Here is a 13,713-nt window from a genome sequence, read left to right on the forward strand (position 1 = left end):
TCACTGCATTGAAAGCCAAAGTGGATGCAAATACGAGTGCCAATCTGACCTTGCTTCATAACACCATTATGAGTGTATGTAACAGCAAAGGGATGAATTCGACAGCATTGACTTATAAATTGGATGCCAGCAACAAACGGATTCTTGATGTATCCCGTGATGCCTTGTTGCGTATTTTCACCTGTGCTTATGCTTATCGCATGACAGGTGATACCAAATACTTAACCAAAGCGGAGACCGACATGAATGCTGTCTGCAATTTTCCAGATTGGAATTCCAAACGTCACTTTCTGGATGTCGGCGAAATGGCTACCGCTGTTGCTTTCGGCTATGATTGGCTTTATAATGAACTAAGTGAAGCTACCCGTACGAAAGCAGCCGATGCATTGCTGAAGTTTGCTTTCCAACAGGCACAGAACAAAAACTGGAACCTGAATTTTTATGAAGCGACCAACAACTGGAACCAGGTGTGTAACGGCGGACTGGTCTGTGCGGCACTGGCCTCTTATGAAAACAATCCTTCCGAAGCAAAGGACATGATTGAAAAAGCTTTAGAATCCAATAAACCTGCATTGGAAGTGATGTACTCCCCCGACGGCAACTATCCGGAGGGGAGCGGTTACTGGTGTTACGGCACGCTTTATCAGGTACTAATGCTCGCTGCCCTTGATAGCACTCTCGGAACGGATAACGGACTTTCCGATACGCCGGGATTCTCTGAAACGGCGGAATATATGTTGTATATGACAGGATTAAACAGCAAATTTTTTAATTATTCGGATTGTGCCCCTTCTTCTACTGCCGCATTGGCTTCCTGGTGGTTTGCCGACAAATATAACAACCCGTCGCTGTTATATAATGAATTACAAATGTTGAAGAATGGCGAATATGCTTCATGTTCCGAGAATCGTTTACTGCCGATGATTATGGCCTTTGCCAATAATTTGAATCTGGATGCGATTTCAGCTCCGGCAGATAAACTTTGGAGTGGAAAAGGGGAGACGCCTGTGGTTATGGTGCATACTGATTGGACGTATTCGGATACGGATAAATATCTCGGTATCAAAGGAGGAAAAGCCGGTTCAAGCCACGGTCACATGGATGCCGGTTCGTTCGTATATGATGCGTATGGAGTACGTTGGTCGATGGATTTCGGTTTGCAGAGTTATACGACACTTGAATCGGCTTTGGCTGCTTTGGGGGGAAATCTTTGGGATATGGGACAGAATTCAATGCGTTGGGATGTTTTCCGGTTAAACAATCTGAATCATAGTACCATATCAATTAATGATGCCCGCCACCGTGTAGACGGGATGGCAACTTTAACTACTACGATTAATACGGCTACCGAACTGGGGGCGACTTTCGATTTGACAGATGTCGTGTCTGACCAGGCTGCTTCGGCTATTCGTACTGTAAAGATTGTGGATGATGAAAAACTGGTAGTGATAGATGAAATTAAAGCGAGGACCGATAAGTCGGCCAAAGTACGCTGGTGCATGGTGACTCCTGCCGTCCCGACGGTAGAAAGCAACCGGATTGTGCTGGCAAATGGAAATAAGGTGATGTATCTCACAGCCAGCGGAACCGTGAAGCCTACCTACAAAACATGGAGTACCACCAGTGAGAATTCTTATGACCAGGCTAATCCGGGTACTTATATGGTTGGTTTCGAAGCAACTGTTACAGCTAATCAGACAGCTTCATTCACAACCACTCTAACCCCAAAGCAAAATTGACAGATTGTATGAGAATATTATTATCTATATTTATTTTCCCCGTATTGTTATCCTGTTCTGGCCAAGAACCGATGGAGGCATTGATTGACCGTGTGTTTACCGTTGCGGAGCAGCAATACATGGATATGGATGCTCGCCTGACAGAAAAGACGCTTCCCCGTACGTTTTCTGCTGACGGTAAATTTGTATCTTCAAATATTTATTGGTGGTGCAGTGGTTTTTATCCTGGTTCACTTTGGTATATTTATGAATATACCGGAAATGACGAGATAAAAGCACTTGCCGAGAAAAATACGTTGAAGCTCGATTCTGTGCAATATGTGACTAAAGACCATGATGTAAGTTTTCAATTAAACTGCAGTTATGGCAATGCTTATCGCCTGACGGGGGATGAAACTTATAAACAAGTGCTTTATCGGGGGGCGAAATCCTTGTCTACCCGTTTTAATCCGTCTGTCGGAGCGATTCGTAGTTGGGACTTTGTGCGCAAAGGTTGTGATTGGAAGTTCCCGGTGATTATTGACAATATGATGAATCTGGAATTGCTGTTATCCATGTCGAAAGCTTATGCCGATGATTCTTTGCAGAATATAGCCTGTACACATGCCAATACTACTATCCAGAATCACTTCCGTGATGATTATTCCACTTATCATTTGGTGGATTATGACTCTGAAACGGGGCAAGTGCGTAGCAGGCAAACTGTACAGGGATTCTCGGACGAATCTTCTTGGAGCCGTGGACAAGCATGGGCTCTGTATAGTTATACAATGATGTTTCGTTTGACCGGCTACCAGAATTATCTTTTACAGGCCGGGCGTATTGCCGAAACTTTGCTCCGTCGTTTACCTGCCGACGGCATTCCTTACTGGGATTTTGATGCCCCTATGGATGATAAGGCTTATCGGGATGCTTCTGCTGCGGCTATTATGGCTTCTGCTTTCATAGAGTTGAGCCGTTATATTTCCGGAATGGAGACGAAGGAATCCTATCTTGCTATGGCAGAAAAACAACTTCGTACGCTTGCTTCGGAAAAATATCTCGCTGAACTGGGCACAAATGGAAATTTCATATTAAAACATAGTGTCGGTGCACTTCCGGACGGAAGTGAGGTGGATGTTCCCTTGACGTATGCCGATTATTACTTTTTAGAAGCATTGTTACGGTATAAGAACTTACAGAAATAAAACTAATATACATAATTATGAGATACTTACAATTCAATATGGCAATTGTCTTTGCATTGGCGCTGATGTTTGCCTCCTGTTCGGATAAGGATGACTCAAGTCCGCGTATTATTCCTACCATGACCCTGACCGTTTCGGAAATTGCAGATAATAGGGCTTTGATTACTGCCGAGCAGAAAACCGGAACTACAGTCGGTGCGAAAGTTATTGATTTTTATCCGGTGGCTGATATGGGTTTTGACTATAATGTGGAAGTCAAGCTTGTGAAATTTGTTGAGGAAAATGGGGTTCCCGTATCTCTTCCTTATGTTCATAGAATAGAGGAAGGATTGAAACCTGGAGTTAATTATATCAGTGCTATTATAGCTTATAATGCCGAAGGACGTGCCGTATGTTCCGCATTCCAGACCTGGAAAGCTTCTGGAACGGAAGGCATGTGGAGCGATGACAATTCTGCAGGCGAACTGGAAGAAAACGAGTGGTAAAGATGGTGTAATTCAAAAAAGATATTATGGATATGAAGAATATGTTATTGGCAGCCTTTGTAATAATCTTTGCAATGGCGGGTTGTACGCAAGATGAAATATTCTCATCTGACAAGGGTAAAGAACCGGCAGGAGAAGGTACGGCATTTACATTGATTGGATTGACTTCTGTTCAAACACGTACCTCTATTGGCGATAAGACGGGTGACATTTATCCGGTACTTTGGAGCGACGGAGATGCATTAGGACTTTTTTCCCGTACAGAAGGTGCGGATATAGAGAATGTGCAAGCTTTATTGAGCGGTGAGTCTGTCGGAAAAAATTCCGGAGTTTTTACAGCAGAAAGTGTAAGTCCGGCAAAAGAAGGGGAAACAGAGATTCTTATTTATTACCCTTATAAAATGGATGCAAAACTGGCTGACAATGGTAATAAGATTACCGCTTCTCTTGCTGCTGAGCAGGAACAGAGTAAATCCGGTGACAGTAATCATATTGGTAAATATGGATTCGCTTATGCAAAGACAACGGTAAATAGTACCAGTAAATCCGCAAAATTCTCTTTGAAGCATGCAATGGCTTATGTGAAATTCTGTATTTCTTCACAGGAACTTTCTACTTATAAGTTGAAAAGTGTTTCTTTGTATGATAAAGAGACGAAAACACCTCTTTCCGGTACATTTACGGCTAATTTGGATACGGAGGAATTAACTTTCGAATCGGAAAGCAATCCCTATGCGACCGTCTCTTTGACTACGCCGGAATTGTTGGCTGTTACGCAGGAAGTGTATTTGACTGCTTATCCGGCAGACCTGACCGGTAAGCACATTTATGTCGTTGTTACTTTAGAGGGAGATAATCAGACGACAGTTACGATTCCCATCCTTCAAGAAGGTAAGTTATTGAAAGCTGACGCTGTCAATGTTATTGTTATCAATGATTTAAAACTTTCGGACAATTCATGTGAATGGTACGAACCGGTAGAGACACGTTTGTTGGTTGGAGGTTGGGCTTATGGAGAGGCAAATTGTATTATGACTACTGCTTCTTCATCCGGAGTAAACAATACAATCAGTGTAAAAGCGCGCGGTAACTTTATGGAGGTGGAAGAGCCGAGATATGCCCGGACAATTTTTAATTGTGATTTGAATAATGGACATAAAATGGTAGGTGTCAACGGTTCCACTACAGATATTTCTCCTGTAAACGATGATTATAGCATTACGATAAATTCTTATAAAGTTTCAAATGGATATAATGGCGGTTGCGGACAGGTGGCGATTTACGGGGAAAATCAATCGACCGTTTTGTGGAGTTTTATTGTATGGATGACTCCTACTCCGGCAGAACATGTATATGGAAATACCGGATATATTGTTCAAGATCGTAATTTAGGCACATATACAGTAGAAGATAACTGGAAAACGAATGGAGTTTATTTTCAATGGGGCCGTCCGACTCCATTCGGATGGGGAGCGAATGGTTACTATTCTATGCCGACTGAGGCCACAAATGTCCGTTTCTCCATTGAAAATCCCCGTTATTTGCTTTATACCGCAACAGTGGATAACACAAAGTCTGACTGGTATTTGGGAGCATGGACAGGTGCGCGTACCGACCGTAAAGATGATTTCTGGGGGAATCCGAATGAATCGAATACGTATAATAATCCTTCCGACGGGCACAAATCCATCTATGATCCTTGTCCGAAAGGTTATCGTGTCGTATCTCCGGGGGTATTGGCGGAAGTAGAGCGCAGTGGGGAATATGTGAAGTTGTCGAATATAGGAGTTATAAAATATTGTTATGATGGCACGAATTATGCTTATTGGCCGTTAGGCGGGGCCCGTTGGGGGTCTAATCCTTCAGATCGCACTACTACTAATTCTAATACATCTGCCTGTTATTGGTCGAATTCGCCTGCTACTAATTATGGGAATGATAAAGATCAAGGCGGCAGTGCGATGTATTATAAATCTGCAGATAAGACTTGGACACATTCGGCCGGGCGTTCTCATGCATTTTCCGTACGCTGCATGAAAGACACGGAAAACCGCTAACCGCAAATCATCCCGCCGTCGTAATGGTAACCGTATGCTTTACGGTAAGACAAAGTTCGTGAATCTGTCCTATTTTTAAGATTCTGATGGAAAGCGGGAGAATGAAAAAAGAGAAAATAGGGAATGGGTTGCATGAAAAACTGCAAGAATATGCGCTTTCCCTCTCTTTATTGCATTTTTTCTCTTGAAATATGCAAATGATAGCATTGATAAACGGGTGGTTTGGTTATATCAAAGCACCCGTTGGTTTTAAACAAACCGTCCTTTTGTTTAAAACCAGCGGAGCTTTCCTTTTAAAGAAGCAGGATTCGGGATTTTAAGGGCCGTTCGGGGAGCCGGTTCGCCTTTTTCGGATGCCGGTTTGCAAGTGATAATATTGAATGAAAACGAAAGGAATGCTGTCAATATGCTTGATGGATGCCCCTATGTGTGGCAATTGGGTTGATAATGGCTTTTATTTTGAATAAGAGTGAATTTCCCGGTCTGGAATAGAGACGTTTTTTTGCCGTAACCGGAGAGAGGGAAAGTTTTATCGCAGACAAGACGGGCGGAATATGCATTTTTTCAGGTTGGCGTAGCTGTGACCTGGTGATGTGCTGTTTTTATACCTGCCTTTACTTCCGTCCGGTGTGACCGTTTTAAATTTCCGGATAAAGAAAGATGAGGCGGATTAAAAAGCTTACTGTGCAGTACAATTACACCCTTGCGGATGCATATACCCGTTCGTAAAGCAAGAAAATCCGCCTCATCCGGAATCCGGTATTCCCTTTTCAGGTATTTTGCAGGGAAACGGGAGACATCACCCCGCGGGTCAGTCTCCCCAGCTCATCATAATCTGGTCCCATTCCTGCATGTCGCCGTTTTCGTAATAAACATTGTAGAGATAAATGCAGGCTTTTTTGTTGGCTTCGTCCCAATATGAATATCCGGCAGCATTATAGAGCGCTGAGATATAACTCACAACCGTATAGAACGGCAGGTAAGAAGCCGTATTGGTGTCGTAGAGATACCAGTAATCGCCGTATTGGTAGCCGTAGTTGCTGCTTGCTGTCAGGTTGCCGGTCTCCTGGTCTACGGAAAGGCTTAAATAATAGCCGGATTCCAGGAAGTTGTCTATTTTGTATTCGTTTTCTCCCGTTTTCTCAAGGACGAGTTTGAACGTATTATCCGGAATGTTGGCCAGATAACAAGTCGCTTCAATCAGGACAGCCACTTTGATTGTCCCGAAAAACTGTATGCTTCCCTCCTGTTCGGCATAAGGGTTCACATGCTCGCCTGCCAGTTCGATATGGTAACTGTAAGAATCGCCGGTTTGTGCGTCGGCGGGAATGCTGATTTCCAGTTCCGCCGCAACCTGTCCCGCCGCGAATGATACTGATTCGGGGATTTCCATGCCTTCGCTCTTCGACAAAGTGTTCACCGGTACGGTAACGGCGGAAGAACTCTCTTTGCGGAGTACGGTCAGGGTTACGGAACGGGGTTCTTTGCTGCTTGCCGCCAAGGTCGTTTCAGATTGGTTGTCCTTGGAGAAATAAACCTGCTGGCATCCCTCTGCCGCGGGTTCTCCCGGTGCGTAGTCGTCGTTGTCGGAACAAGCGGTCGTCAGGCCTCCCGCACCCAGGAGCAGGAAAAGGATATATTTTGCAATCTTCATCGTATTTTCTTTTTTATGGATTACACAACTGTTTTTTTATAAGAAACTGATAAGAAACGGAGCTCCGTCATTGTCCGTCCCATTGGGGAATGACTCCCGACGGGTCCGGATTGTTCGTCTCTTCGAGAATCGTGTTATATTGGTATTCGCTGGAAGTTATGTAAACAGTCATCCAGGGAGCCACATAACCTTCGTAAGAGTTGAAACGGTGGGTTTCAGGCAGGTTTGTCCCGGAGTATCCCCTGATAACCGCCTTCTCAAGCCGTTTGTAATCCCACAACAATATGCCTTCGCCCCAGAACTCGATTCGTTTCTGTACCAGCAGCTCGTCGATGAATCCGTCCAGGTCCGTAGCGTTGCACCGGTAGCTGCCGTCCTTGTAACGGTAAGTGTTCATGAAGTTTTCCAGTTTTGAGACGGCCGACGATACCCCTTCCGTATGTGCGGCGGCTTCCGCTTCGATGAAAAGCATCTCCTCCATACGCATCAGCGGGATGTCGACAACCGTTCCCGTCAGGTACTCGGTCATGTTCCCTTCGTTCGGACGTATCTTGAAACCGGTGTAAGCCGGACGTTTGGCCCACTCTTCGCCGCTGAGCAACGTCTTGTATTTTGCCGGTACGGAAGTCTTTCCCGCATCTTCCGGGTCTATCCAGGTCGTTTTTCGCCAGTCGGCGTCCGCTATTTTATTGTACAGGCTCGCCCCAATCATGCGCCATGCCCCGTATTGGGTCGTACCGTACTGCTGTTCCGGGCTCATCTGCCCGACATAACACTTCCACGTGCTGGTAGGGTCGTTGGCCCCCATCATGATGGCGAACATCCACGCCTGGTTGACGGAGTTGAAACCGGTAGTCGTTTCAAACCACTGCGATTCCGTTACCGGCGAATAACCTCCCTCGTCGATAGCCTTGCGGGCGCAACTCTGGGCGTTGGCGTAACACTCTTTGGCTGTGGAAATACCCAATTTGGCGTATTGGGCGAGACTCTCGTCGTTTTCATACGACACCTGTGTCTGCAAATCTTCGGGATAAAGTTCGAAGCGTGAGCCGAGCTCCATCCAGAACCGCGCCTTCATGCCGTTTATGACCGTGATGTCCACGTAGTTTTTGCTGTCGCCCCGCGTATAGTCCGCCAGGTATTCGCTTGCCCGTTCCAGGTCGTTATATACGAACCGGTACATCTGGTAGAAAGGAGCGCGCGGATTCTTGCGCCCTTCCTCCTCCGTGGTGTTCTCGGTGACGATGGGAACCGTTATTTTCATGATACCGCGCGCTTCCGCTTTGGCGTCCAGCTCCGTGCCTGTGTGCTTGAACTCATAAAGGCGCATGCAGTCCATGTACGCCATTGCGCGGAAAGCATAGGCGTTGCCCAGGTAATGCTTGCCCGTTGACGAGAGGTTCTCCACGTTGACCGCTTCTATCAGCAGGTTACACTGGTGTATCAGGGAATAGTAAAAGTTCCAGAAGTCATATTGTATGGTATAATCGCCCAGGAAAGTGGTGGTTCCCATGCCGTAGTTGAAATAGTCGTAGGCCGTTTCGTAAACAGGCATGTCTTGCAGCATCACGTCACGCCACATCATCAGGCCGGCATAACCGAAGGCGGTATTGTCGCTGCCCCATTTAGTCATGCTGGAAATAATCGAGTTGTTCAGGGCGCCCAGAGCCAGGTCTGACATTCCTACCTGGTCGCTGGTGGCGGTACTGCTGGCAGGAAAAGTTTCTTCCAGGCAACCGGTCAATGTAGGCACAGCTAAGCAGAGTGCCAGGATGGATTTTGCAAATATCTTCATATTTATTCAGTTTTATTTTCATGTATCGAACGGAGGTTGTCGGAAACGGCCGTTCGTTTGGGGTTTATACTGTTCTCTCTCTGTTAAAAGGATAGGTTGAATCCGCCGGATATGGTCCGGGTCTGCGAGTATCCCGTCGCGCTGGTAGAACCGTCGAAACTGGAACGGGGGTCGAGTCCTTTGCGTTTGGACCAGTAAGCCACGTTGTCACAGGTGACGAAAAGGCGCAACTTTTCCAGCTTCATTTTCTTCAGCCATGATTTCGGCACGGTGTAACCCAGTGTAAGCGTCTGGAATGTCAAAGAGCTTGCGTCTGTCAGCCAGCGGTCGGAAGAATAAGCGGACGATAAATCGTTATATTGCCAACGGGGAATGTTGGAGTTGGGATTCTCTTCAGACCATGCGTTATAGATATCCTTGTGGATGTTCCTGCCCGTAGCGTCCGTATAAGGCGAGGTCATCAGGCCGGCATATCCGGAATCGTATGCTTTCCCGCCTATGGAATAAAGGAAGCTGGCGCTCAAATCGAATCCCCGGAAAGAGAACGTCGTGCCGAAACCGCCGTAAACGTCCGGCATGGCGGAACCGCACAGGTAATAGTCCGCTTCGTCGTAAGTGGTCGTTTTCTGCAACTGTCCCTGGTCGTCCGTATAATACCACATGGACTCGCCCTGGGAAGAGACGCCGGCGTATTTCTTCAACCTCCATGTGTAATACGGCATTCCTTCGGATACGAAGTAGTTGCCGTTGAGGTAACCCGTCTTGCCTTCCTGTTCATACGTCTTTTTGTCTTCGGGAAGATACGTCACCTTGTTCTTGTAATGGGTAAGGTTGAGGTTGACGGACCACAGGAGGTCTTTCGTCTTGATGACGTCCACGTTGAAGTCGGCTTCCACCCCTTGGTTCACCATGTCGCCCACGTTGTCGTAATAGCCGCTGTAGCCCAGTGAAAGAGGCACGGAAAAGTAGAATAGCATATCGCTGGTTTTGCGGTGGAAATATTCGATGCTGCCGCTGAAACGGCTCTTGAAAGCTTCGAATTCGATACCGGCGTTGAAGTTGCCGTTGGTTTCCCAGGTGATGTTTTCATTTCCTTTGTTGGAGAACGTCAAAGACAGTTCGTCGCTCGAACTTTCGATGTAATAAGTATCGACGTAATAATAGCTGCCGATGCCGTCGTTACCCTGCTCGCCGTAAGAAGCCTTTACTTTCAGCATGTTCAGCCAGTCTATGTTGTACCAGTTTTCCTTGCTGACAATCCAGGCTCCTCCCAGTGACCAGAAATTTCCCCAGCGGTGGTCCGGATGGAAGGTAGACGAACCGTCCCGGCGGAACGAACCCGACAGGAAATAACGCCCGTCATAGTCATATTGCCCTCTGAACATATATCCTTCGTTGTTGCTCAAACTGGAATTGCCGGTGATTCCTCCCTTGATGATGGCTCCGTCCAGTTCCTGGTTGCCGTAGTAAGAGAACATCTTGCTTTTGCTTCCTCCCGTACTGGTTTGGGTATAGCGGTTGTATTCGTGTCCGAACAACAGGTTGAGATTGTGCTTGCCGAAACTCTTGCTGTAATTCAACAGTTGTTGCAGGTTTACCGCCAGAGTGCGGTAATGGTAAGCCGTCACCGCTCCTCCCTGGGAAGTGTTGTAACCGTAGAACGAGTTGGTGGCGGTCATCGTCCGGTTTTCCGTGTCATATACACTGGCGTTTAACGTCAGCTTGAAATCTTTCAGGAAACTGATGTCGGCATATCCCTGGACGTTGAACCCGTTGCTGTTGTTGCTGCTGCCGTCCAGCAGGTCGGACTGGATGGCGTTCCCTTTCTTGTAGACCGGACGGTTCAGCCCTGCGTTGCCGCCGTCGCCGTAGTCATACAATTTGCCGTTGGCATCGGTCATGATACGTCCCTCTCCGTCGCGGATATATACCGGGTAGATGGGGGCGATTTCATGGGCGGGCCCGAAAGCGCCTTCCATATAGTTGAAATCACTGTGTGAATACGACATGTTCCCGCCGATTTTCAGCCAGCTTCTGGCTTGGTAATCCGCTTTCATACGGGCTGAATAACGCTGGTAGTCCGAACCGTAACAGATTCCTTCGTTTTTCATATAACCCACGCTGCCGTAGAAGGCGAACTTGTCCGTACCGCCGTTTACGCTCAGGTTGTATTCCTGGCGCAGGCCGTTGCGCAAACCCTCTTCGCGCCAGTCGTCGGGGCGGATTAAGTAATCCTGCCCGTTGTAGTTCACGATGTTGCCGAGTGTCGCCTGGGGATTCAGCTTGCCGTTCTCCCCTATCAGGTATTGGTTTTCGGGAACGTTATATACGATGTATCCCAATCCTCCTTCGCTTCCGCTCTTGCCCAATGTGTTGTTGGCGTTGACGTGCGCGTCGTAAGCACTCTGCCCCTTGCCGCGTTTGAAATAGTTGTAGAGCGCCCGGTAATAAGCCTCGTAATATTCGCCGGGTTCCGTGATGTAGTCATAGTCCACTTTGGCGTCTATGTTGGCTCCCCATTTGGAGTCGAACTGGAAAGTCGCCTTTCCTTTCTTGGCTGTCTTGGTGGTTATCATGATTACCCCGTTAGCGCCTTTTGCCCCGTATAGCGCGTTCGAAGCGGCGTCTTTCAATACCGTGATAGACTCTACGTCGGAAGGATTGATGTCACTCCAGTAACCGTTGTAAGGCAGTCCGTCCAATACAATCAGCGGGTCGTTGCTGGCGTTGATGGAGCTAAGGCCGCGGATACGGATGGTCGGCGTGGCGGTAGGCGAGCTGCCTTCAATCATCTGCACGCCCGCCACCTTTCCTTTCAATGCGGAAATCGGGTTGCTGACCTGTTGCTTGGCGATATCGTCGGCTTTGATGATACCTGCCGAACCGGTGAACGACTCGCGCGTTTGCTTGCCGAAGGCCACCACCATCACTTCATTCAGGCTCTGGGCGTCTTCTTCCAGATAAACGGTAAGCTTCTTTCCCTTGTGTATCTTTACTTCGGCCGTCTTGAAGCCGATGTAGGAAACTTTGAGTTTGTCTGCGCCGGCGCTGACCCTGACGGTGAAATTGCCGTTGATGTCGGTCACCGTACCGTTCCGCCCGTTCAGCTCGGTCACATTGGCACCGATAATCGGTTCGCCTTTCGCGTCGATGACCTTGCCGGTGACGGTTATCTTTTTGTTTTGGTTGGGAGATTGCACCTCGGTGGACAATATGATTTTGTTGTCCATCACTTTATAATTGACCCCCGTGCCTTCGAAAATCTGTTCCAGAATCTTGAAGATGTTTCCGCTCTCGGTGTTTACCGATACGCGGCGCTTCAAATCTATCTGGTTGTTGTTGTAGAAAAAGTTGTATCCGCTTTCCTGTTCCAGCTTCTGCAGGATGTTGCCCACGGTCTGGACGGATACTTTCATCTCCTCGTCCGCTCTCTGCGCGAACGGGGAAGCATGCGTGAATCCGGCGGAGCAGCCTAACAGCATGATAATTAGCGATGTCTTCCTGAAAGCGGGCAACGCTTTCTTGAAAGCAGGTAAGGACGGCTTTATTATCCGTGATAAAGGGATAACAGGATGTCTATGTGTCATTTTTTTTATAAATTTAGGGTTAAACATGTATTTGAAAAAAACGGTTGATAAACCATCCGGCGGAGAGTGCATGCTTGTCTCGGCGCGGAATGGATATCCTGTCCTGCATATTAGTCGTTTCTCAGGGAGCTCTCTTTTTCATATCCGTAGGGTGATTGAGGTTGATGAATGGTTAATATAACTCGATAATGCTTCTTTCGTCATTGAATTTTTCCATGTTCACGTATTTCCAGTGCACGTGTGACGAGAGCCTGAAAAACTCCAGGATGCGTTCTACGCGCTGGTTGGTGAACGTGCCGGTGAAAGCATGCCGGTAAAGTTCGGGATTCTTTATGTCAAACACCACCGCATAGCGTTTCTCCAGCATCCGGACAGCCTCTTTGAAAGGAGTGTTGTTGAAGATGATTTTCCCTTCCTTCCAGGATGTCTCCACCTCTCCGTCGGTCTTTTGCAGTTCCAGTTGCCGTTTGCCGGTGGTGTGGTAAGTCAGCTTCTCATACGGTTTCAGGATGGTTTGTTTGTGTTTCTGTTCGTCCCGGAAGACAAATCCCAGCTTGCCTTCTATCAGCGTAGTGGTTATTTCTTCCTGGTCGGCGTAGGCGTTCACGTTGAAAGACGTGCCCAGTACGCGGATTTTGGTTTCATGAGGCATGCTGACGATGAAAGGCTGTCCGGTGTTTTTGGTTACGGCGAAGTAAGCCTCTCCCTCCAGTTCGATTTCACGCTTGTCGCCGTTGAATGCGGAAGGATAACGCAATGTGGATTCCGAGTTCAGGTACACTTGCGTGCTGTCGGGCAGCAAGACCGATGAGGTTACCCCCGGTCCGGTCGAGAAACTCATCATTTGCACCGTGTTTTTCGAAGCTCCCAGGCTTTCCGTGTAGAAATAGAAAGCGCATGCCACTACCGGTATGAAAAGGATTGCCGCCGTGCGTTGGAGCCACAAGACGGTTTTTGAGTAGAAGGCTTTGCGTTGCAGGCGCCTGTTTACGGTTTTCAACGCCTGTACCGTGTCTACCCGTTCCATGACCGAAGCCGTGTCTATGGCCATGTAGAGGGAATAAAACTGCCATGCCGCCTGTTCGTTTTCCTCTGAGGCGGCTATCCATTGCTCCACGATAGCCTTGTTCTTGGCTGTCAGTGTTCCCTCGAAATATTCGGGGAGCATCTCTTCTATTGTTCCGTATTCGTCCGGTTGTACCATTTTCT

At 47.5% G+C, this 13,713-nt stretch carries 8 protein-coding genes; 4 read left to right on the top strand and 4 right to left on the bottom strand.

The window, feature by feature from the left end:
• The 4 genes from Q5076_RS10615 to Q5076_RS10630 all read left to right on the top strand — a co-directional run.
• A partial coding sequence (locus tag Q5076_RS10615) for a heparinase II/III family protein (RefSeq protein ID WP_303013050.1) occupies nt 1-1,739 on the top strand: 1,739 nt, incomplete at its 5' end.
• An 8-nt stretch (nt 1,740-1,747) separates the two neighbouring features.
• Nucleotides 1,748-2,926 carry a glycoside hydrolase family 88 protein gene (locus Q5076_RS10620; protein WP_303013052.1) on the top strand — a complete coding sequence of 393 codons (1,179 nt, stop codon included), beginning with the start codon at nt 1,748-1,750 and terminating at the stop codon, nt 2,924-2,926.
• Nucleotides 2,927-2,937: 11 nt separating this feature from the next.
• Nucleotides 2,938-3,411 (top strand): hypothetical protein, encoded by a 474-nt coding sequence (locus Q5076_RS10625; RefSeq protein ID WP_368389382.1) that lies wholly within the window; start codon nt 2,938-2,940, stop codon nt 3,409-3,411.
• 32 nt (nt 3,412-3,443) lie between these two features.
• Complete coding sequence (locus Q5076_RS10630) at nt 3,444-5,468, top strand: fimbrillin family protein (RefSeq protein WP_303013054.1); 2,025 nt, start codon at nt 3,444-3,446, stop codon at nt 5,466-5,468.
• Nucleotides 5,469-6,279: 811 nt separating this feature from the next.
• Here the strand turns inward: Q5076_RS10630 and Q5076_RS10635 are convergent.
• The 4 genes from Q5076_RS10635 to Q5076_RS10650 form a co-directional block, all read right to left on the bottom strand.
• Entirely contained in the window at nt 6,280-7,122 is an 843-nt protein-coding gene (locus Q5076_RS10635) for a hypothetical protein (RefSeq protein WP_303013056.1), read from the bottom strand.
• A 67-nt stretch (nt 7,123-7,189) separates the two neighbouring features.
• Nucleotides 7,190-8,917: a RagB/SusD family nutrient uptake outer membrane protein gene (locus Q5076_RS10640; protein WP_303013058.1), complete on the bottom strand. Its 1,728-nt coding sequence runs from the start codon at nt 8,915-8,917 to the stop codon at nt 7,190-7,192.
• A gap of 83 nt (nt 8,918-9,000) precedes the next feature.
• The gene (locus Q5076_RS10645) at nt 9,001-12,504 is read right to left on the bottom strand and encodes a TonB-dependent receptor (RefSeq protein WP_303013059.1); all 3,504 of its coding nucleotides are present in this window, start codon (nt 12,502-12,504) and stop codon (nt 9,001-9,003) included.
• Between the two features lie 172 nt (nt 12,505-12,676).
• The gene (locus tag Q5076_RS10650) at nt 12,677-13,708 is read right to left on the bottom strand and encodes a FecR family protein (protein WP_303013060.1); all 1,032 of its coding nucleotides are present in this window, start codon (nt 13,706-13,708) and stop codon (nt 12,677-12,679) included.
• Between the last annotated feature and the right edge of the window lie 5 nt (nt 13,709-13,713).

Origin of the sequence: uncultured Bacteroides sp. (assembly GCF_958445495.1) — a bacterium.
Lineage (GTDB): Bacteria > Bacteroidota > Bacteroidia > Bacteroidales > Bacteroidaceae > Bacteroides.

Excerpts from the sequence above, each read along its gene's own strand:
- Q5076_RS10620 (WP_303013052.1), top strand. The coding sequence starts at position 1,748 with ATGAGAATATTATTATCTATATTTATTTTCCCCGTATTGTTATCCTGT.
- Q5076_RS10630 (WP_303013054.1), top strand. The coding sequence starts at position 3,444 with ATGAAGAATATGTTATTGGCAGCCTTTGTAATAATCTTTGCAATGGCG.
- Q5076_RS10635 (WP_303013056.1), bottom strand. The coding sequence starts at position 7,122 with ATGAAGATTGCAAAATATATCCTTTTCCTGCTCCTGGGTGCGGGAGGC.
- Q5076_RS10640 (WP_303013058.1), bottom strand. The coding sequence starts at position 8,917 with ATGAAGATATTTGCAAAATCCATCCTGGCACTCTGCTTAGCTGTGCCT.
- Q5076_RS10645 (WP_303013059.1), bottom strand. The coding sequence starts at position 12,504 with ATGACACATAGACATCCTGTTATCCCTTTATCACGGATAATAAAGCCG.
- Q5076_RS10650 (WP_303013060.1), bottom strand. The coding sequence starts at position 13,708 with ATGGTACAACCGGACGAATACGGAACAATAGAAGAGATGCTCCCCGAA.